The organism is Moraxella sp. DOX410 (genome assembly GCF_032248735.1).
GTDB lineage: Bacteria > Pseudomonadota > Gammaproteobacteria > Pseudomonadales > Moraxellaceae > Faucicola > Faucicola tetraodonis.
Window position 1 is genome coordinate 1,385,277 of record NZ_CP135138.1, and the last position, 20,233, is coordinate 1,405,509.

17 protein-coding genes are annotated in these 20,233 nt (G+C 45.3%); 5 read left to right on the forward strand and 12 right to left on the reverse strand.

Annotated features, from left to right (window positions below):
* Positions 1–306: 306 nt before the first annotated feature.
* Positions 307–4,506 (reverse strand): ATP-dependent RNA helicase HrpA, encoded by a 4,200-nt coding sequence (gene hrpA / locus RNZ41_RS06140; protein ID WP_314027823.1) that lies wholly within the window; start codon positions 4,504–4,506, stop codon positions 307–309.
* Between the two features lie 245 nt (positions 4,507–4,751).
* Between hrpA and RNZ41_RS06145 the strand changes: the two genes are divergently transcribed.
* Positions 4,752–5,420, forward strand: a complete 669-nt coding sequence (locus RNZ41_RS06145) for an alpha/beta hydrolase (RefSeq protein ID WP_314026834.1) — start codon at positions 4,752–4,754, stop codon at positions 5,418–5,420.
* Positions 5,421–5,500: 80 nt separating this feature from the next.
* Here the strand turns inward: RNZ41_RS06145 and RNZ41_RS06150 are convergent, their stop codons facing one another.
* Entirely contained in the window at positions 5,501–5,923 is a 423-nt protein-coding gene (locus tag RNZ41_RS06150; RefSeq protein WP_007116810.1) for a hypothetical protein, read from the reverse strand.
* Between the two features lie 13 nt (positions 5,924–5,936).
* On the reverse strand, positions 5,937–6,542 hold the full coding sequence (wrbA, locus tag RNZ41_RS06155; protein ID WP_314026835.1) for an NAD(P)H:quinone oxidoreductase: 606 nt from the start codon (positions 6,540–6,542) through the stop codon (positions 5,937–5,939).
* 251 nt (positions 6,543–6,793) lie between these two features.
* On the opposite strand from wrbA, the gene RNZ41_RS06160 reads away from it, so the two are divergent.
* Positions 6,794–8,809: a YihY/virulence factor BrkB family protein gene (locus tag RNZ41_RS06160; RefSeq protein WP_314026836.1), complete on the forward strand. Its 2,016-nt coding sequence runs from the start codon at positions 6,794–6,796 to the stop codon at positions 8,807–8,809.
* A gap of 72 nt (positions 8,810–8,881) precedes the next feature.
* Here the strand turns inward: RNZ41_RS06160 and RNZ41_RS06165 are convergent, their stop codons facing one another.
* Genes RNZ41_RS06165 through RNZ41_RS06175 form a run of 3 tightly spaced genes read right to left on the reverse strand, consistent with a single transcriptional unit; the run spans position 8,882 to position 11,661 of the window.
* Positions 8,882–9,406 (reverse strand): DUF2127 domain-containing protein, encoded by a 525-nt coding sequence (locus RNZ41_RS06165; RefSeq protein WP_065252560.1) that lies wholly within the window; start codon positions 9,404–9,406, stop codon positions 8,882–8,884.
* Between the two features lie 54 nt (positions 9,407–9,460).
* Entirely contained in the window at positions 9,461–10,627 is a 1,167-nt protein-coding gene (locus RNZ41_RS06170; protein ID WP_172823559.1) for a dihydroorotase, read from the reverse strand.
* Between the two features lie 50 nt (positions 10,628–10,677).
* Positions 10,678–11,661: an aspartate carbamoyltransferase catalytic subunit gene (locus RNZ41_RS06175; RefSeq protein ID WP_404932308.1), complete on the reverse strand. Its 984-nt coding sequence runs from the start codon at positions 11,659–11,661 to the stop codon at positions 10,678–10,680.
* A 249-nt stretch (positions 11,662–11,910) separates the two neighbouring features.
* On the opposite strand from RNZ41_RS06175, the gene RNZ41_RS06180 reads away from it, so the two are divergent.
* Entirely contained in the window at positions 11,911–12,888 is a 978-nt protein-coding gene (locus RNZ41_RS06180) for a class 1 fructose-bisphosphatase (protein WP_314026837.1), read from the forward strand.
* Entirely contained in the window at positions 12,888–13,664 is a 777-nt protein-coding gene (locus RNZ41_RS06185) for a TrmH family RNA methyltransferase (protein ID WP_314026838.1), read from the forward strand. Before RNZ41_RS06180 ends, RNZ41_RS06185 begins: the two co-directional genes overlap by 1 nt.
* 96 nt (positions 13,665–13,760) lie before the next feature.
* Here the strand turns inward: RNZ41_RS06185 and RNZ41_RS06190 are convergent, their stop codons facing one another.
* From RNZ41_RS06190 to xthA, 3 genes are read right to left on the reverse strand one after another with little or no spacing between them, the layout of a single operon-like run.
* Positions 13,761–13,925 carry an NF038104 family lipoprotein gene (locus tag RNZ41_RS06190; RefSeq protein WP_188874378.1) on the reverse strand — a complete coding sequence of 55 codons (165 nt, stop codon included), beginning with the start codon at positions 13,923–13,925 and terminating at the stop codon, positions 13,761–13,763.
* 19 nt (positions 13,926–13,944) lie between these two features.
* Positions 13,945–15,159: a bifunctional glutamate N-acetyltransferase/amino-acid acetyltransferase ArgJ gene (argJ, locus tag RNZ41_RS06195; RefSeq protein WP_314026839.1), complete on the reverse strand. Its 1,215-nt coding sequence runs from the start codon at positions 15,157–15,159 to the stop codon at positions 13,945–13,947.
* 29 nt (positions 15,160–15,188) lie between these two features.
* A complete protein-coding gene (gene xthA / locus RNZ41_RS06200) occupies positions 15,189–16,001 on the reverse strand; it encodes an exodeoxyribonuclease III (RefSeq protein WP_284033928.1) in 813 nt (270 codons plus the stop codon).
* Positions 16,002–16,266: 265 nt separating this feature from the next.
* Here xthA and RNZ41_RS06205 point away from each other — a divergent pair, with 265 nt between their 5' ends.
* Positions 16,267–17,022, forward strand: a complete 756-nt coding sequence (locus tag RNZ41_RS06205) for an IclR family transcriptional regulator (RefSeq protein WP_099833850.1) — start codon at positions 16,267–16,269, stop codon at positions 17,020–17,022.
* A gap of 100 nt (positions 17,023–17,122) precedes the next feature.
* Here the strand turns inward: RNZ41_RS06205 and RNZ41_RS06210 are convergent, their stop codons facing one another.
* The 3 genes from RNZ41_RS06210 to RNZ41_RS06220 form a co-directional block, all read right to left on the reverse strand.
* Positions 17,123–17,941, reverse strand: a complete 819-nt coding sequence (locus RNZ41_RS06210; RefSeq protein ID WP_314026840.1) for a Cof-type HAD-IIB family hydrolase — start codon at positions 17,939–17,941, stop codon at positions 17,123–17,125.
* Positions 17,942–18,063: 122 nt separating this feature from the next.
* Positions 18,064–18,990 (reverse strand): 3-hydroxyisobutyrate dehydrogenase, encoded by a 927-nt coding sequence (gene mmsB / locus RNZ41_RS06215; protein ID WP_314026841.1) that lies wholly within the window; start codon positions 18,988–18,990, stop codon positions 18,064–18,066.
* A gap of 34 nt (positions 18,991–19,024) precedes the next feature.
* The gene (locus tag RNZ41_RS06220; protein WP_314026842.1) at positions 19,025–20,221 is read right to left on the reverse strand and encodes an enoyl-CoA hydratase/isomerase family protein; all 1,197 of its coding nucleotides are present in this window, start codon (positions 20,219–20,221) and stop codon (positions 19,025–19,027) included.
* Positions 20,222–20,233: the final 12 nt, after the last annotated feature.

Sequence of the window (20,233 nt, forward strand, 5' to 3'; positions counted from 1 at the left end):
AAAAAATTTAATCTGACTATTTTACTAAGTTTTGCTGTTTTTACCAAATCAACTTTTTAATTTTTCATCGACTCAAATTAACTGTATAGGTAAAAATTTCAAATGCTAAAAAAATCAATCTATTGTTTATAACCTATTGTTCGTAAAATACCTATCAACTGTAGCACTCCCCATCATGACTATTCAATATGAACCATACCCTGAAAAAACACTATTGATCATGATTTTAGTTCAAGCAAACTTTATGAAAATTATTTTAAATCAAAATTTTATAAAAAATCCGCCAAATTTTGACGGATTTTTTTATTAACCATTCAATTCATCCCACAATTTTTCTAGGCGTTTATCTGAGACTGGCACACGGGTCTTCATTGGCTGGGCAAACAGCTGAATCCGAAACTCCTCAACCAACCAACGATACGGCATAATTGTCTCATCATTACCCTTAACAGATAGCCTCTCCATGTGTTTATCAAGCTGATACACGGCATCAAGATCGGCATCCAAATTGTGCTCAAGCCTATCAAGTCGCACCAACAATGCCTGCAAATAACGCGGATATTGCTGCCAATCTTGATAACTCATGCGATACACAAAATCCGACAAACTCAAATCGTCGAGCTGGTCTTCGATATCTTCGATACTTTCTTCAAAAATATCACGGTCAAGTAGTAGCAGTTTTTGGCGAACCTGCTGCCACTGCTCATACACCGATTTTAGTTGGGCTAGTACACTTTGCCCAACGCTCAAGAAATTGGCAAGCACCACGGCTTTGGCTTGGTTAAATTCATCCAACGTCAAAGGCAACTGATTGATGGCAATCACCAACTCTTTATCATGAATCCCTGCCGTGAATTTTTCATGGTCAAACTCTGCAACAAATTTTTCAAAAGTGGCATCAAGCGTGGCATGAATCAGCAAATCTTTGAGTCTATCAAGCTCGCCAAGCGGCGCAAAGGCAAGTTTAAAGTTTTTATCAATTTGGTTGGTAAGCTGTCGGGCTTTTGCTCCGAGCTCATTGCCGATTAAAGCAAGCAAGCCTTGACGGTGTTTGTTGAGTGCCACACTGACATCGGTAAATTGCTGAATAGACACAGCCTTTTTATCGGTATAGCTTGGCTGTCCATCAGCAACCAGTGCCGAAAACTGCTTGATCATCACGCCTGCACTGTGGCGATTTTGCATAAAGTTAAAATGCTCGGGAAACTCGCTATGTACACCTTTACCACTGGCGACAGCTTGACTTGTGGTGACTTGATGACGCAGTTTTAATGCGTCAATATCTCGCCCTTTTTCAATCAGGCGGTTTTTGTCATCAACCAGCGCAATTTGTGGCTGCAAATAGGTTTCAACCTCGCTTGGGTTAAAGTCTTTTGGCTCTACAAATTGATTGTTTGCTCCACGCACACCGCGCTGGTTTAAGGCTTGGCACAGTTGCCTTAGCAGTCCGCCATGGTGGTTTTTTTCAAGCGTATCAAAAATTTGTTTGGCGGTATCGGGCACGGGCACGATTTGACGGCGAATATCTTTTGGCAACGTCTTTAATAGCTGCAAAACCAGCTCATAGCGCCACCCTGCAATACCCCACAGTAATTCAACCGCATCAACCTGTGGTAAGGCAACGAGCGGGACTTTAATGGTCACGCCATCATCGTCGCTGGTCGGGTCAAAAATATACGACAGGGGTAGTTTCAAATTACCCAGTTGCCACGTTTCTGGGAAAGCTTGGGTAGCGGGTGCTTGTTCGTTCAGTACATCTTTATCACTAAAAAATAAAAACTGTGGGTCCGTTTTTTCTACCTCTTTTCGCCAATCTTCAAATACTTTGCGACTAGCGATATGCTCAGGCACTCGCTTGGCATAAAAGTCGTATAATTGCTCTTCATCAACCAGCAAGTCTCGACGTCGCAGCTTATCTTCAATCAAGGATACATCAGCGACTTTATCTATATTATGCTGCAAAAATGGCGGCAACTTGCCCTTTTTACCATCGCCTGTGGACGGGGCATTTAAATTGCCTAAGACCAAGGCATCTCGCAAAAAGATTTCTCGAGACTCGCTAAGGTTGACCCGCTCATAATTCATCAGTTGTTTGTGTACCACAATCAGACCAAATAGGCTGATTTGGGCGTATGCCTTGACATGCCCCGTTTTGGCTGACCAATGCGGCTCAAAATAATGGTATTTGAGCAAATCCCCTGCCATCGCCAAAATCCACTCTGGCTCGATTTTGGCAGCGGTACGCATAAACACCTGCGACGTCTCAACCACCTCAAATGCCATCACCCATAGCGGATTTTGTTTGAACAAAGTACTGGCAGGAAAAATCTTGGCTTTGTGCTGACGCGCGGTGACATACTCCCCGCGTTTGGCTTTGATTAGCTTGCCGCTTTTATCGACATCATTGACTTTTTGGGCAATAAACGACAGCAGACCCGTGAGCAATGCTCGGTGAATAGGCACATAACTGGCTGGCTCTTGGTTGATTGTTAATTTTAAGCCATCCACCATTTGCAATAACTGGCTATGAGTTTGTTGCCATTCACGTAAACGCGGCGAGCTCAAAAAATGTTTTTTGGCAAAGCTTTTACGTTGGCTGTTGGTTAATTTGTCGTTTTCATACGGGCTTTGCGCGATTGGCGCGGCTTCATCATCTAGCGTTCCATTTTTTTGATGGTCAAGACCACTGCTTTTAAATCCATCGCTTTTAAATCCACCGCTTTTAAATAAAGCCCCATGAATTGCCTGCCAAAGGCTGAGATAAAATAAAAAATCGCTGTCGGCTTGGCGAAATAATGCGTGTTTTTGGTCGGCTTGGGTTTGCTTATCGCTCGGGCGTTCTCGAGGGTCTTGCACTGATAAGCCCGATACAATCACCAATAGCTCTTTGAGACAACCGTATTGCTCACCTGCAATCAGCATACGTGCCAAACGAGGGTCTATGGGCATTTTTGCCATCATTTGACCGACTTTGGTGAGTTGATTTGGATGGCGTTTGGATTGACCTTTGCTATTATTAGATGTACTTAGGCTATTTTCAAGTTTTTTGGTGGCAATTGCACCCAATTCTTCTAATAGTTTACGCCCATCATTGACCAGTCGATTGTCAGGGGGCTGGATAAAGTCAAAGTTTTCTACCTCGCCCAGACCCAAGTTTGCCATTTGCAAAATCACCGACGCCAAGTTGGTACGCAGAATTTCAGGCTCGGTAAATTCAGGACGGCTGGTAAAGTCTTCTTCTGAATATAAACGGATACACACGCCCGCCGCGATACGTCCACAGCGACCTTTGCGTTGATTGGCGGCAGCTTGGCTAATCGCTTCAATCGGCAAGCGTTGTACCCGCGAGCGATAGTCATAGCGTGACATCCGAGCAAATCCCAAATCAATGACGTAGCGGATATTGGGCACGGTCAAGGCGGTTTCGGCAACATTGGTGGCAATGATAATGCGACGTCCGCCTGTCGGGTGAAAAATCTGCTGTTGCTCGGCAAAACTTTGACGGGCGAATAACGGCAAAATCTGGGTATGACGGGGGGCATATTGGTTTAAAATAGCTGCCAAATCATGAATTTGCGCTTCTGTCGCCGCAAAAATCAAAATATCCGCTTGGTCAGCATGCCCTTTGCTGGCAGCGTCTTGGTAGCACTCTTCCACCGCTGCGGTAATCGCTCGGGGCAAGTTTTCTTCGACATCATCAAAGCTGTCATCATCCGAACCTGTGACAATCTCCTCCGTCAACGGACGGTAGCGCACTTCCACGGGATAACTGCGACCTTCAACCACAAATACAGGCGCGGGCGTCGCTTTTTTGGTTTTACCATCAAAGCTAGAAAAATACTGGCTAAACCTTGCTGTGTCGAGGGTTGCCGAGGTGATAATCACCTTTAAATCGGGACGTTTTGGCAATAGACGCTTGAGATAACCCATGATAAAGTCAATGTTAAGACTGCGCTCGTGGGCTTCATCAATGATAATGGTATCATAGCGGCTCAAAAACTTGTCATGCGCCATTTCAGCAAGCAAGATACCGTCGGTCATCAGTTTGACAATAGAATCAGATGAGCCTTGCTCAGTAAAACGCACTTTAAAGCTCACTGTCTGTCCGAGCGTTTCCCCTAATTCTTCAGCAATGCGATTTGCCACACTACGCGCCGCTAATCGTCTTGGCTGTGTGTGTCCAATTTGCCCTGTTACCCCTCGCCCTGCGAGCATGGCAATCTTAGGTAATTGGGTAGTTTTGCCTGAGCCTGTCTCCCCTGCCACGATGATGACTTGGTGGTCTTGGATGGCTTTGATGAGTCTATCGGCTTGTTGGCTGACGGGCAAGTCTTCGTTTAGATGTATCGTTGGCAGACTGGCAATACGGCTTTGCACCCTGTCTTGCGAGTGTTTGAGTTGTTTTTGATAGCGGTCAAATCTTGACGTATAGTCTTCGCTTTCTTTGTCTTTGATTTGTTTTAATTGTTGGGCAAGGCGTGACAGATAATAGCTGTCTTTTGCCATGACAGGTAATTTTACACCATGGTGCTTGTCTGTTTGAGGTTTGTCTAGTTGAGGATCATTTAATGGTACAGCAGTCGATATAAGTTCTTTCATTCACTTAGGCTATTCTTATGGTAAACATTGCCTAGATAATGTGGTATGAATAAGCTAAAATCAAGCGTTATCCCTATTTTTAAGCTATCGGCTAATTATTTTTATGACAATTAATTTTTATGACATTTGTGTTTCACATGAAAGGAGAATTTATGAGTTTATTAAAAACGGTTGAAGTCATTCACAACCCTAATAACTTGCCGATTGACAGAGCGGTGATTTGGCTACATGGACTGGGCGCAAATGGTCATGACTTTGAACCGGTCGTCCCTGACTTAGGACTCGATGGCAACCATGGCATACGGTTTGTATTTCCCCATGCCCCCGCCATTCCTGTAACCATCAACCAAGGCTATGTGATGCCAGCGTGGTATGATATTTTGGAAATGTCGCTTGAGCGCAAAATCGACACCGCACAGATTGAACAATCCGCGGCTTGGATTGGAGAGTTAATCGCGCGTGAAGCCGAGCGCGGTGTATCGCCTGAGCATATTGTGATTGCAGGATTTTCGCAAGGTGGCGCCGTCGCTTATCAAACCGCGTTAACCTATGACAAACCATTAGCCGGACTGTTAGCCCTATCGACTTATTTAGCGACCAAAGACAGCCTAGTTTTAAGTGATGCCAATAAAAATCTAAACATTGCCATTCATCATGGCACACAAGACCCTGTCGTCCCAGTACAGCTTGGGCAAGAAGCCAAAGCATGGCTTGAGTCAAAAGGTTATCAGCCGCAGTTTTACAGCTATCCAATGGCGCATCAAGTGTGTATGCCGCAACTCAAAATTATCGGTAAATGGCTAAATGATGTGTTGGCCTAACGATGTTTTAGCATAATTTTTTAGCCTAAAAAGAGCGTACGTGACAGTGCGTACGAGACTTAGGTACGCTCTTTTGGCAATTAGCCATTCATTTTTGGCAGTCGTTTTAACAAAATAAATAGCCAGTAATTGACCCATCCTAGCAAAACAAAATCCACCAACCACACAGCCATCAATCCCCAATGCGTTTGATACCCGTATTTTAGTGCAACCATACCACTGCCCCCCAAATATACAAAAGTAAGCATACTTAGCAGAAGTAGCGCGTATGGGCTTTTGCCTTTCACGATATAAGGCGTTGATAATAGCGCGGGTATCAACCACAAAGCTTGCCAAGCAATCCCGCCGACCATAGCAGGCTTTGCACTTGCCAACCAATGCGTCAATAGCGGTACTGCCAGCAATCGAAACCCCAGCCAAACCCACCATACTATGGTTAAGCGTCGGTGGATGGGATAAATGGGTTTGGGGGCAGATAGTGAGTGCGAGTCTTTTTCTCTCATAATGCTTGTTTTCTCATAACGCTTGTAATGCCTTGGCAATTTTGGCTAAACGTTGACCTTGGGCGATGGCTAACGTTTTTTCATCCACGCTCATGATATGGTCATGCTTTGCGCCACTGACATGGCTTGCACCATACGGGCTTCCACCTTGGCTCGTGGTATTGAGCGCAGGCTCACTGTACGAAATTCCCACAATTACCATGCCATGATGCAGTAGCGGCGTCATCATGCTAGTTAACGTCGTCTCCTGCCCACCGTGCATGGTGCCCGTACTGGTAAATACAGATGCCGGTTTGTTTTGCAAATCCCCCGCGAGCCAAATTGTGACGCTATTATCCCAAAAATACTTCATCGATGCTGCCATATTGCCAAAATGGGTGGGACTACCCAATGCCAGTCCCACACAGTTTTTTAAGTCATCCATGGTGGCGTACAGGTCACCTTCATCAGGAATACTTGGCGCAACTTTTTCAGTCTCGCTACTGACCTTGGGCACCGTGCGAATCCGAGCGGCTATGCCTGTACTACTATCTTCGATACCTTGTGCGACCAAATACGCCAAATCTTTGGTTGAGCCATTTTGGCTGTAATACAAGACTAAAATATAAGGTTGACTCATGGTTTTTTCTCACATCAATTTTGATAATTGTTACGTCAATCTAGCCTAGGTGAATAAATTTTGATGAATGAATTTTGATGGCATGGTCAAGGCAATCTACTAGCCAGATTGCCAATTGCAAAACACCAAAACTGTTCACAGTAATTCAATAAACAATTTTTTTGAATATGATACCATACTGCCATACAATCACTGCCTTTTTCGCCGATTTGATGGTCAAACTTTGAAATTTTTTATCAATAAGAACTACTATGAATGAACTCATTGCCAAACTAAAAAAATTATCCATTTTTCAACATAAATGGGTACAGTTTTTGATGTATCTTATCAAAAATTTTATCGATGATAATTGTACCCAAAAAGCTGCATTACTGACGTATACCACGCTGCTGTCTATTGTGCCAATTTTAACCTTGTTGGTGGTGATTCTGTCCACCATCCCGCAGTTAGCAGAAGCGCGTGAGCAGATTCAAAACTTGATATTTAGCAATATTTTGCCCAGTACCGGATTACAGGTCACCAAGTATCTTAACCAATTTACCAGTAATTCCTCCAATTTAACCATCATCGGTGTGGGTATCTTATTTTTTACCACCATTTCCACTTTAATGACGATTGAAACCGCGTTTAACCAAATTTGGCGCGTTGAAAAAAAAGAGACCAGCTGGCTCAATCTTGTGCGTTATTGGGTGATTATCACCCTGTTGCCTATTGTGCTTGCCATCGTCATGATTATTTCAAGTACCGTGCAAAGTCTAAGTTTTTTAAATCAAAAAATTGGCGGTTATGGGATTGACTGGGCGATTTGGGTACAAATCGGCTCCATTGCGATTGTGCTGATGGGGTTGGTGACCATGTATTGGTTTATCCCGCGCTGCCAAGTACGTTTTAAACATGCGCTGGTTGCCGGTGTTGTGGTTGGGATTATCTTTGAAATCTTAAAACTCACCTTTGGCGCAATTGTTGACAACTTTACCAGTTATAAAGCAGTGTATGGGGCGTTTGCGATTTTGCCGTTGTTCTTACTTTGGATTTATATTTCTTGGAATATTATCCTGCTTGGGGTGCAAATCAGCTACTGTTTGACCATTTTTGAGACCAAAGAAATCTTTCCCCGTCATGCCTTGTTTAGCTTGATGGATATGTTAAACGTGTTATACCGTGAGCATAAAAAAGGCAATGTCGTCACCGAAGCTGGTCTGCGTGATGTGCTAGGTCGCCAAGAGATGCCAAATTGGTACACTTATATTAGCTTTTTACAAGATAACAATCTCATCACAACCAGCGACAAAGATGAATATGTCCTTAAACGCTCGCTCGATGATTATAGTTTTTGGGAGTTTTACCAAAATATGCCCTATCCTTTACCGCATGAAAAGGATTTGCGAAAACTTAAAAATAACGCGCCTTGGACTGTGCAATGGATTAATACCTTAGCCCGTGGTGAAGCCATGCTCAAATATAATTTTGATGTATCGATGGCAAGTATTTTTGATAGTATCGCGCCGCGTCAAACCCCAAATGCCGAAGACATCGAGCCAGATAAGGGAAAAAAAGGGAAAGGTAACAAACTAGCCGGTCAACGCGAAGGCTCAGGACTATCAGGGGGGCAAGTCAGTGACGTGGTCAATGAAGATAAACGCATCAAAGAAACCGACGCTGAGCAAGCGACTGGCTTTGATGGTACGCTTGACTTTAAAGGTCAAGGTAGCTTATCGAGTCAACCGCGTGATTTTAATGCCTTAAATAGCGATGAGTTATCGGATGAATTATCACATGAATCATCAGTTGCTAAGCAAGCTCATGATAACCAAAAACACTTGTCAAATGATAACGGGTTAGATGATAAACATCCGCTAAAGACGCTTGAAGAAAGCAACAGCGAATACGACCGTCATGGCGAAAACAAAGCCAATCCCTCATCCACACAAAGTGGCAATGCCACAGACGAGCATAAATTTGCGATTGATAATTATTTGAATGCCAATAATTTTGACAATATGCGTTGGGATATCAGTAACCTAGATGACACGAGTTTTAGCAATGAAATTACCACCACCCAAACAGTCAAGTCAAAAATCCTAGCGGATGAGGACAAAGCGAAAGGTGATAATACAGCGGTAATGGCTAAAATTCGTCAGATTGTCCCGGCTAGTGTACTTAACAGCCCATACAATCCTTTTAACTTTATCAAATCAAAAATTGCAGCCAATGCGAGCAAAAAATCCCCGCGTATCATTACCGAAAAAGATAAACCAGATAGCTAAACCAGACAGCTAGTTTGGCGAGTAAAAAAGGGCAGATTCTGCCCTTTTTTACTCGCTTTTTTTATCGATAGCTTAAGCCTGTGTCATCTTTTTACCCAATAACCCTTTGGCGCGCATATTGCGATAAACCACCACAACAATGACGATATTCACTAGCAGTATCAAAAAGTTAAGCCAATTGAACCGATGGCTAAATAACTCATAAACTTCAAGCGGTAAAAACACGCCGTAGCCCAAAACACTATACCAATACGCCCATATCTTATCTCGATAAAGACCGTAGGTTTCCACGAAACGCAGCAGCGCATAGCCCACGACTATCCAAAAGGCTTTTTGCCAATTTTGGTTAGCGACCCAAGCATAGTGATTCAGTGCCTCTATTTGGTGGTGCAGTGCCATACCCATGATACGATGCAGCGCCTGTGAAACCACCCGCGCAATCCATTGCAATTTATCATGCCCTACAAAAATAATAGCCGCCACCCCTAGCGCTACCAATCCTTTTACCAGCTCATAGATAGCGACCATGATGATGGAGTTCTTGGCATGATGCCTATTAGGCACTGGTGGGGCTATCTGCTTAAACGCCTTTGGCATAATTCATTACCGTATCCAATCTTGAAAAAAACTTAAAACAAGCTTCAAACAAGCCTAAAAATAGACTTGCTCGACTTTCCCTGTCAGCTCGCTATTGATAAATGGCGTATTTTTGCCTTGCGATATCATCGATTCTTTTGTCACGGTCCAAGTCAAACTAGGGTCAACCAGCACCGCCCCGCCCGTTTGATGATAGCTAGCTTCAATTCCAGCGATTTTAGCAGGATTGAGTGCGATTTTTTCTACTAGCTGCTGCGGGGTTAAAATACCCTCTTTGACCAATTGACAAGCGAGCCCCATAAAAGTATCAAAGTTGCTAATACCGGGTTTGCACTCCGCAAATGGCGCTTGTTTAGCGGTTTTTGCCAATGGCTCATGGTGGCTACAAATCGCATCAATCGTGCCATCTTGCAAGCCTTCTTGCAGCGCTTTTTTATCCGTATTGGAACGCAGGGGCGGCAACACATACGCCAAGGCATTAAAACCAATCAACGCATCATCGGTTAAATGTAACTGGTGCATCGCCACATCACAGGTCACGGGCAAGCCCCTTTGTTTCGCCCAGCGAATCAAATCAATCGAGGATTTGGTGGTTAGCTGACCAAAATGTGCCGATACGCCTGTTTCTTCGACAATCAACAGCTGCTTGGATAACGCCACCGTTTCAGCAATCCAAGGAATCCCTGCCAAACCGTGATAAGATGCGATGTAGCCATCATGGGCGACGCCGTTTTTGGATAAACTGGGTTCATCAGGGTAAAAAAATACTTTGATGCCATAGGTCGCTGCATAATCAAGGGCTTGCAGTAGTACGTCATCATTGGCGAATTTGCGACGAGCATTGCTGACCCCGATGATGCCACCTTGCTTCAGCCCAAGCATATTGGCGGGTTTTTCACCTTCAAGACCTGCGGTCATCGCCCCTAGCACATGCAGATAAATACCACCATCTTGATAAGCCCGCTCTCGCAAGCCTGCCAGTAACGAGCCATTCTCAAGTACTGGGTTGGTATCAGGTGGTATAACGACATGCAAAAAACCGTTTTTTCGAGCCGCGGCGCCTTCTGATTTTAATGTACCATGCGACTGGTGCCCAGGTTCACGCAAACGCGCACATAAATCCACCAGCGGCGGTAATAGCCATTTGCCACCGGTGTCGATAGGGTTAAGCTGCGTGGTATCAAATTGCCAGTTGGCAGGTAAAAGATTTTGAAGCGTCATGGTTTTGCCTACTTTGGTTTTGCTTACTTTGTCATTTTTTTCGCTAAATTTTAAGATGCGCTGCGTGCGGCACGTTGCCCTTGCATGGCCAGTGCCAACACCGCCATACGTACCGCAATGCCGTTATTGACTTGTTTTAAAATCACCGATTGCTCGCCATCGGCAACAGCTGATGAGATTTCAACGCCGCGATTCATCGGTCCTGGATGCATGACAAGCGCGTCAGGTTTGGCAAGGGCAAGGCGTTCGGTGGTAATGCCATACGCTTTAAAATACTCGGATGTCGATGGCAACAAAGGTGAGCCAATACGCTCATTTTGAATACGTAGACCAATGATGACATCACAGCCAACCACCGCCGCATCCAAATCGTTATAGACACTGACACCATAACGCTCAATGCCTTTTGGTAATAATGTCTTGGGCGCCACAACGCGAATTCCTTTAACCCCCAAGGTTTTGAGCGCTGCAATGTCCGAACGGGCAACACGGCTATGCTTGATATCGCCGATAATCGCTACCGTTAATTCCTCAAACGGTCTTGGCGCTTCCCGATAAATCGTGAGCATATCGAGCATGGCTTGGGTCGGATGCGCGTGCCAGCCGTCACCACCGTTGATGATGGCAATGTTTGGAGTGACTTCGGTTGCCATAAAATGCGCAGCCCCACTCGATGAATGACGCACCACAAAGATATCCGCTGTCATGGCTTCAAGATTCCACAGTGTATCCCGTAAGCTTTCGCCTTTTTGGGTACTGGATTTGGCAATATCGATACTGATGACACTGGCGCCAAGACGTTTGGCAGCTACATCAAAGGTAGTGCGAGTACGGGTAGAGTTTTCAAAGAACAAATTCATCACCGTACAGCCTTCAAGCTCATCACTGTTGCGGATGCTGTTGGGGCGACCGGCATTGTCTGTTAAGTAACCGTTGGCTTTTTCGATGATGGCCATCAGCTGCGCTTTGGATAATCCTTCTACGCCGATAAAATGCCGCAAATCACCTGCTGCGGTCAGTTCTGGCTTTGCCATCGCTTGATCAAGCTTGCTCTGTAGCGCTTCGTTAGATAAGGTTTGGGTGTTTAAAATATTCATCAGCCACCTAGATTTGTTGTTATTTGTATAAATTTTGCCTATTTTACCGTAAATCGGTTGGAATAAATACGCCAATATTTTGCGATTATCGCTGATAAGACGGGTCAAAAAGTGCTACAATTTGCGGCAAATTTTCTATATTTTTTTAAATTCATGCTGTGTAAATTCCTATAATAAGGTCTAGTTATGTCAAATCTTGAAACTTATCTTGCCGCACAAAACGCACAACCTGCCGTTGCCGACGTCATTACCACCATTACCAAAGTTGGGATTCAAATCAGCGATTTGCTCAAACGCGGCGCGCTCGCGGATATTTTGGGCGAAGCGGGTAACCAAAACGTGCAGGGCGAAGAGCAAAAAAAACTCGATGTCATTGCCAATGATTTGTTGCTAGACGCTTTGAGCGGCAATCCGCATTGCGCGGGCGTGGCTTCTGAAGAATTAGATAACGCCACCCCTGCCAATCAACATGGCGATGTATTGGTACTGTTTGACCCGCTTGATGGCTCATCTAATATTGATATTAATATGGCAGTCGGTACAATTTTCTCGATTTTACCCTACAACAACCAAGGTCACCCTGCGACGGATGAGGACTTTTTGCAAAAAGGGACGGCGCAGTTGGCATCGGGTTATATTTTGTATGGCACCTCCACTGTGATGTCAATCACGCTTGGCAAGGGTGTCGCCATGTTTAGTCTTGACCCAGACACCAAAGCGTTTGTGCAAATCAAAGACCAAGTGCAAATCAGCGCAGATACCAAGGAGTATGCGATTAATGCCTCCAACTATCGCTATTGGTTGCCACCCATGCAGCGTTATATTGACGAGTTTACGGCGGGAAAAACTGGCGTGCGCGGTAAAGACTTTAATATGCGCTGGGTGGCGGCGATGGTGGGCGATATTCACCGTATTTTGTGCCGTGGGGGGATTTTTAGTTATCCATTTGACACCAAACACCCTGATAAACCGGGTAAACTGCGTCTGATGTATGAAGCCAATCCGATGAGCTTGCTGATTGAGCAAGCAGGAGGTTTGAGTACCGATGCCACCAACCGTATTTTGGATATCGAGCCGACCAGTATCCACCAGCGGGTGCCTGTGGTACTGGGGGCAAAAAACGAAGTAGCATACGTCAAAAAGCTGCATGAAGAAGTCAAATAATGCTTATCACTTCAAAAGACAACCCAACGATCAAAACTGCCCATGCCCTACTCACAGGGTCTCGCCAGCGTAAAAAACTGGGCAAAACCGTGATTGAAGGCACGCATTTGCTTGAAGCGTATCTAAATGCTGGTCTCACACCCGACACCGTGATTGTCAGTGAAAGTGGTTTGCACAATGACGAAATCAATGCCTTATTAAACCGACTTGAAAATGTTAAAACGTTAACGATTAGCGATAATCTGTATAAAGAGATTCGCACGCTGGGCGAGAGCCTGCCCATCATGGCGATGATTGATATGCCGCATTTAGACTTTAATCAGCCCATCACCAGCGATTGCTTAATCATCAATGGCGTGCAGGATAATGGCAATCTAGGCACACTGTTACGCACCGCATCCGCCGTAGGAATTAAAACCATTGTCTGTACGATGGGCACAGCATCGGCGTGGTCGCCCAAAACCTTGCGAGCGGGCATGGGGGCAAATTTTAGTTTAACGATTTTTGAAGGCATCAGCGTAGATGAGGTATTGATGAAGGTCAAAGTGCCGATGTTTGCCACAAGCTCACATACCGATCATATTATTTATCAGACCGATTTGAGACAACCGCTAGCCTTGATTATGGGGCATGAAGGACAAGGCGTGGATGAGAGGTTACTTAGTCAATCTGCCCCGATAGCCCTACCCCAGCCCAATGGTCAAGAAAGCCTAAACGTGGCGATAGCAGGGTCACTTTGTCTGTATGAAATGTTACGGCAAAGACGCTACGCATGATTGCCATACATGATTGCCATCAATGAACGAGTGCGACATAAATAAATGACTAGACAGCCTGTGTTTAGTCTTTTTTGTCGTCACTATCGCTTGGTATTAGCCGCCTGGTATCACCGCTTTAGCGACGGCTACCGTGCCTTTGACCACCCCTTTGGTGGTCTTATAGGCAACTTTAACAGGGACAGTGACAACTTTATGCACACACCCTTGTAAGATAACAGCGGTGGTCAGCACAAAAAGCAGGGTGGTTAGTTTTTTCATTCGTTACCTTTAATTGACTTTAAGAACGATAATCAGCATTGATTTTGATATACTCGTATGATAAATCACAGGTATAGACGGTATCACTCGCCTGCCCACGACCCAGTTCAATATGAATGGTAATTTCAGGACGATTCATTACCTCGCTGCCACGCGCCTCGGTATAGTCGTGTGCCAAGCCGCCACGCTCGCAGATACGCACATCATCGAGTGATACCGCCACTTTTGACTGGTCAAGCATCACGCCCGCTTTGCCTACCGCTGCCAAAATACGCCCCCAATTTGGGTCGCTGGCAAAAAATGCGGTTTTTACCAGCGGTGAATGCGCGACTTCATACGCGATTTTGGCACATTCTTCAGAGGTTTCACCGCCTGTCACTTTGACCGTGATAAATTTGGTTGCCCCTTCACCATCGCGTACAATCAATTGAGCGATTCGAATCATCACATTGTTAATCGCTTGATAAATCGCTTGATAATGCGGGTGATTTTCACTGTCAATCATCTCCCCAACTTGTCCTGTGGCAATCAACGTACAGCAGTCATTGGTCGAGGTATCGCCATCCACCGTGATGCGGTTAAATGACTGATTCACCGTGTCGGTCAAGATATTTTGTAGCAATGATTTTTCAATGTTGGCATCGGTTGCCACAAAGCCAAGCATGGTCGCCATATTGGGGCGAATCATCCCCGCCCCTTTTGAGATACCTGTCACCGTGTAAGTTGTACCATCAATTTCCACGATTTCGCTGTGCCCTTTTGGGGTGGTATCGGTGGTCATGATACTGTGGGCGGCGCCAAGCCAATTATCTTCGGTTAAATTGGCTAAGGCGCTGTCTAGCCCCGCGATGATTTTATCCGCCGGCAAGGTTTCCCCAATCACCCCGGTAGAGTAAGGCAATACTTGCTCGGCCGCGACAGCGGTTTTTTCTGCCAATGCCACACAAGTTGTTTTGGCACGCTGTTTACCGTCTTCACCTGTGGCAGCGTTGGCGTTGCCTGTGTTGACAATCAAATAACGGGGACTGTCTTTGGCGATAAATTCTCGCAGCAACTGCACAGGTGCGGCACAAAATTGGTTTTGCGTGGTGACAACCGCGGTATTTGCGCCCGCTATGATGTCAAAAACCGTTAAGTCTTTGCGCCCTGCGTAGCGCACGTGGGCTTCGGTGATGCCAATTTTTATCCCTTTCACTGGGTTTAATTTTACAAGTTCGACATTGCCAACTGGCATGAGAGCGCTCCTTACTGTTGTTTAATTGATTAATCCAAAAAATCTGCCCAAATCGGGGCATGGTCGCTGGGTTTTTCCATAGCACGCAAATCATAGCTGACGCCTGCACCGTTGAGCTTATCCGCTAAATCAGGCGTCATCAAGATATGGTCAATCCGCAGTCCTCGTTTTGGCTCATCGTCAAATCCCTTGCTGCGATAATCAAACCAACTCAGCGCTTGACCGTCGGCATATAACGCCCGATAAGTATCATGCAAATCTGTCGCTAGCAAAGCTTGGTACCACTCTCGCTCCTCTGGCAAAAACGAGCACGTGCCATTTTTTAGCCAACGTTTGACACTATCCTCGCTAATGCCAATATCAAAATCAAGCGGCGCAATATTCATATCCCCCATCAAAATCATACTGCGATTTTCTGCTTTAAGCTGCAAGATATAAGCCGTTAAATCGGCATAAAATTTGCGCTTCATCGGAAATTTGGTTTCATGCTTGCGATTTTCACCTTGCGGGAAATAGCCATTAAGCACATCAATATATTTGCCATTAAAATCATAGCGCGCATGGATAAATCGTCGCTGCGCATCGTCGCTATCGGTTGGAAAGCCTTTTTGTACAAAAATAGGTTTTTTTCGCGATAATAACGCCACGCCATAGTGAGATTTTTGCCCAAAAAATTCGACATGATAGCCCAATTGCTGCACGCTCTGTAGCGGAAATGCATCATCATGTACTTTGGTTTCTTGTAGCCCAATGACATCGGGTGCGATGATATCGCGAATGGCTTCAAGCTGGTGTGGGCGCGCCCGCAATCCATTGATATTAAAACTGACAAAACGCGGCATGTGTTTTCCCCAAATTGATAAATGTGGCTTTGTTAAGCGTTAAATGCCGACTATATTAGCGGATATTGCCTGTAAGCTCAATTTGAAAGCAAATTGGGTCTGCAACACTGAGGTTATGCAGGATGAACGCGCAAATAGCAGGTGAAGTTTAAAAAAATTTTGGTATAATCAAAAAACCTTGCACTTTAATCACTGCCAACTTTGCAAAATATTTTTTTCAATTTTTTCTGGCGACGTGCTGACCCTAGACTTAAAAAGACAATATATGGCTCGAGTTTCTTCTATTACCCGTGTTTTAAAAATCATCGAAGCCGTGTCTGCGGCACAGCGTCCTTTATCCCCGCTGGATTTGTCTGAGATTTTGGATATTCCAAAACCGACCATGCACCGACTGATACAGCAGCTGCAAGAGGAAGGCTTTGTGCGGGTCGATATCAATGGTACGATTGTGCCTGCGTCGCGTACGCGGCATATGGCGATTCATCTATGGCAAAGCCAGCAAGTGGCGATTCAGCGGTTTGCGATTTTGCAAAGACTGGTTGATAAAATTGGTGAAACCTGTGGCATGGCGGTGCCCTATTACGTCAACATGGTATATACCGACCGCGTACCTTGTCCTTCTGCCTTACAAGTGTATATGCCCACTGATTCGCAAGCACCCATTTGGTGTACGGCGGCTGGTAAAATCTACTTAAGTACGCTCACAAAAGATGATAGAGTGACGCTACTAAAAAATTTATCGTTAACCGCTATCACCCCTGCCACGATTACCGATAGGGATGTACTCAATCAAAGCCTTGAGCAGGTAGCCAAGCTGGGCTATGCAATTTCTGATGAAGAGTATATTGCCCAAGCGGTTTCAATTGCTGTGGCAATCAATGACACCCAAGGTCGTTACATCGGCTCATTGTACACAACCGCACCTAAAACGCGCAAATCCGTCGAGGACTTGATTGGGTTTGTACCTGATATGCAAAAGGCTGCCGATGATATTCGTGATGCGTTTTTTGGGGAAATTTAAATGTTATCCTTGACAGTTTTGATAAGGTAACGTTAAAACGCGCAAAGCACTTTTACTCATAAATTGTATATAGCATGGTGGGGCTTAGTTATTTGATGGCTCATCCATGTGGCAACAAACCCAAATTTTGTAAGCCTTGATAGATGCCATCTTCCCACGCAGCTGGACATACATAGTCAGCCGCCGCTTTCACATCGGCATGGGCATTCCCCATCGCCACGCCAAAGCCGACGGTCTGTAACATTTCGATATCATTCACCCCATCGCCGAATGCCATGGCATCTTCAAAATCCAGCCCCAGTTTATTGAGCGCCTGCGCAATGCCGCGTGCCTTCGAGCCTGTCGCATCTAGAATATCGATACCGTTTTTGTGCCAGCGCATGATTTTTAAAGTCGAGGGAAATTCAAAAGTTACCTGCGTGTTGTCAGGATGAAATGCCACGACTTGATAAATAGGTATCGACAAATCAATGTCATCATGACGGGCAGTACGGTAAGCTATTTTAAGCGAATTCAACGCTTCTGCCAGCGCATCATCTTCCGCTAACGCGATAATTTCCGTATCGGTCATGTAGGCATAGGATAAATTATTTGATTCAACATAATCGGTAATCAGTTTAATTTGCGCAGGCGTCATCGGATAATGGGCTAACAATTCCCCTTGGTGATGACTGCATTGACCGTTGATGGTGACCAGCACATCGATACCCACGGTTTCAATTAGCTCATACACAGCTTTGGGAAAAACCGCACGCCCCCGACCCGTGGCGATAGCGACCATAATGCCTTGCTGCTTTAATTGTTTGAGTGCCTCAATCGCGGATTGCGGCACCCTTTCTTGCTGCTTGATGTACAAGGTGTCATCAATATCAAAAAAGACAATTTTTGGTTTTCTGGGGCGTGCTGTTGGCTTAGACATAATAACACTGATGCGATAAATTGGGATTGACGCTAATTCTACCCTATTTTTGGGTTAACATTTGAATTAACGAGCAGAAAAAAGCCAGAAAAAAATCCTAGCTTTTTGCTGAATGCCAAAACTTATTGCAGAACGCTTGCATCATAATGCGCCATAATGCTTGAGAAATCCTTATCGCCATGCTGCTCACTATGTTTGCTATACAGTGCCGTGGCTTGGTCTGCCATTGGTGTCACCACCTTAGTGTCATTGGCCGTTTGTTTGGCAAGGTTCATATCTTTGAGCATGAGTTTGCTCATAAATCCACCTGTATAACCACGGCTTGATGGCATGGCATCGCCAACATCGGGATGCGGATTACACACTTCTAGCGCCCAGTTACGACCGGTGCTCGCTGACAAAATACTGGCTAAGACTTTTGGGTCTAATCCGTTTTTGGCGCCCAAATTCATGGCTTCGGCTGTCCCTGTCATAATCACGCCAAGCAGCATGTTATTACAGATTTTGGCGACTTGACCTGCACCGACCTCACCAGCGTGAAAGATATTTTTTCCCATCGCTTCTAGCACGGGTTTGACCTGCTCAAATTGCTCAGCTTGCCCGCCCACGATAAAGCTGAGTGTCCCTGCTGCTGCCCCTGCGGTACCGCCTGATACGGGCGCATCCATAAACTGAATGCCTTTTTCTGCCGCGACTTGCGCAACTTCACGCGCATCACTCGCTGCGATGGTGCTACTATCGACCAGCAAGGTATCTTTACTCACCACATCGAGCAAGCCTTGATTACCGTCTTTACCCAGATACACCTCTTTGACATGTTGACCTGCAGGTAACATGGTGATGACCATATCTACCTCTTTGCTTGCGTCCACAGGTGAAGTCGCCACGTTTGCCCCTTGTTTGGCAAGGTCGTCTAGCACGGCGGTGTTTAGGTCAAATACGTTGAGGGCAAAGCCATTTTTGATGAGATTTTCTGCCATCGGTTTGCCCATGTTACCAAGCCCGATAAAGGCAATTTTTTTAATGGCTGTTTGTTGATTATTTGGCATATACAATCCTTGTATGTTGTGGTGTTTGTAAACTTTATACAGCAAGTTTGGCTAATTTTGCTGAGAGTGAATCGCTACCTAACCAAGCCTCAAATGGATGTTCGCTATTGGGAAAAGCTGACGCAAGATGTGACTGGATATAGCGGGAATCGCATTCATCAAGGGTTTTACGCCATTTTGGCGATTTGTCTTTATCAATCAGTAAAGCGCGTACACCCTCACGAAAATCGGGGTAATTGACACAATGTAGCGACGCATTCATCTCCATATATAGCACTTGCTCAAGCGATAATTTGCTGGCATGTTTAAACATCTCAACCGTCAATGCTGCGCTGACGGGGCAACCGTGCCGATAAGTCTCGACCGCTTTGGTGAGCCATTTATCCGTTTCGCCGTTGACTTTGGCAAAGTTGTCATCGCGCAAGGCTGCATCTATATCATGCACTGAGCCTTTGTTTACTAACCCTTGGATGGTATTAAAATGCTTCATCAAATGACTGTCTGCTAAATGCTCAGTATGATGAATTTTGGTTAAGGCTTGGCTTGCGATATCATGTAAACTGTTGTCAGCTTGCCAATTGGCTTGTTTTAGCGCGTCAAGCACTTTGTCGTATTCGCTGCTTGCCACGGCATACTCAGCAAGGCTAGAGAAAATCGCATCGTTGGCGTTACAGTTCGCCCCTGTCAAGCCCAAAAACAGCCCAATTTTGGCAGGCATACGCGCCAAAAACCACGAACCTGTGGCATCGGGGTATAAGCCGATGGTAATCTCTGGCATGGCAAAACGGGTGGTTTCGGTGACGATACGATGGCTACACATCGCCATCAAGCCCATACCACCGCCCATGACAATACCGTTACCCCACAAGATAATCGGTTTTGGGTAAAAGTGCATTTGCCGGTATAGGCTATATTCGTTTTCGAAGAATTCAACCCCGTACGGATTGGGCTGCTGCATAGGCACTTGGGGCGGAGTGTCAATCATACTGTCATACAGTTTGCGGATATTGCCCCCTGCACAAAAGGCTTTTTCGCCACTTCCCTTTAGCAAAATGGCGACGATGTTGTCATCGGTTGCCCATTTTGCAAGCTGATTTGCCATCAGTTTGCACATATCGACGCTTAGGGCGTTTAGGGCTTTCGGGTCGTTCAATGTCATCGTGCCGATGTGGTGACCACAGTGGGTGGCTATCGTTTCAAATATTACAGGTTGTTGATTTTCCTCGCTCATTTTTATTTTCCT

Coding starts and splice junctions, on each gene's coding strand:
- xthA (WP_284033928.1), bottom strand. CDS start 16,001: ATGCCGCGTTTTGTCAGTTTTAATATCAATGGATTGCGGGCGCGCCCA.
- RNZ41_RS06185 (WP_314026838.1), top strand. CDS start 12,888: ATGCTTATCACTTCAAAAGACAACCCAACGATCAAAACTGCCCATGCC.
- wrbA (WP_314026835.1), bottom strand. CDS start 6,542: ATGAGTCAACCTTATATTTTAGTCTTGTATTACAGCCAAAATGGCTCA.
- RNZ41_RS06165 (WP_065252560.1), bottom strand. CDS start 9,406: ATGCCAAAGGCGTTTAAGCAGATAGCCCCACCAGTGCCTAATAGGCAT.
- hrpA (WP_314027823.1), bottom strand. CDS start 4,506: ATGGCAAAAGACAGCTATTATCTGTCACGCCTTGCCCAACAATTAAAA.
- RNZ41_RS06190 (WP_188874378.1), bottom strand. CDS start 13,925: ATGAAAAAACTAACCACCCTGCTTTTTGTGCTGACCACCGCTGTTATC.
- RNZ41_RS06180 (WP_314026837.1), top strand. CDS start 11,911: ATGTCAAATCTTGAAACTTATCTTGCCGCACAAAACGCACAACCTGCC.
- RNZ41_RS06160 (WP_314026836.1), top strand. CDS start 6,794: ATGAATGAACTCATTGCCAAACTAAAAAAATTATCCATTTTTCAACAT.
- RNZ41_RS06220 (WP_314026842.1), bottom strand. CDS start 20,221: ATGAGCGAGGAAAATCAACAACCTGTAATATTTGAAACGATAGCCACC.
- mmsB (WP_314026841.1), bottom strand. CDS start 18,990: ATGCCAAATAATCAACAAACAGCCATTAAAAAAATTGCCTTTATCGGG.
- RNZ41_RS06170 (WP_172823559.1), bottom strand. CDS start 10,627: ATGACGCTTCAAAATCTTTTACCTGCCAACTGGCAATTTGATACCACG.
- argJ (WP_314026839.1), bottom strand. CDS start 15,159: ATGCCAGTTGGCAATGTCGAACTTGTAAAATTAAACCCAGTGAAAGGG.
- RNZ41_RS06150 (WP_007116810.1), bottom strand. CDS start 5,923: ATGAGAGAAAAAGACTCGCACTCACTATCTGCCCCCAAACCCATTTAT.
- RNZ41_RS06175 (WP_404932308.1), bottom strand. CDS start 11,661: ATGGCAAAGCCAGAACTGACCGCAGCAGGTGATTTGCGGCATTTTATC.
- RNZ41_RS06210 (WP_314026840.1), bottom strand. CDS start 17,941: ATGTCTAAGCCAACAGCACGCCCCAGAAAACCAAAAATTGTCTTTTTT.
- RNZ41_RS06205 (WP_099833850.1), top strand. CDS start 16,267: ATGGCTCGAGTTTCTTCTATTACCCGTGTTTTAAAAATCATCGAAGCC.
- RNZ41_RS06145 (WP_314026834.1), top strand. CDS start 4,752: ATGAGTTTATTAAAAACGGTTGAAGTCATTCACAACCCTAATAACTTG.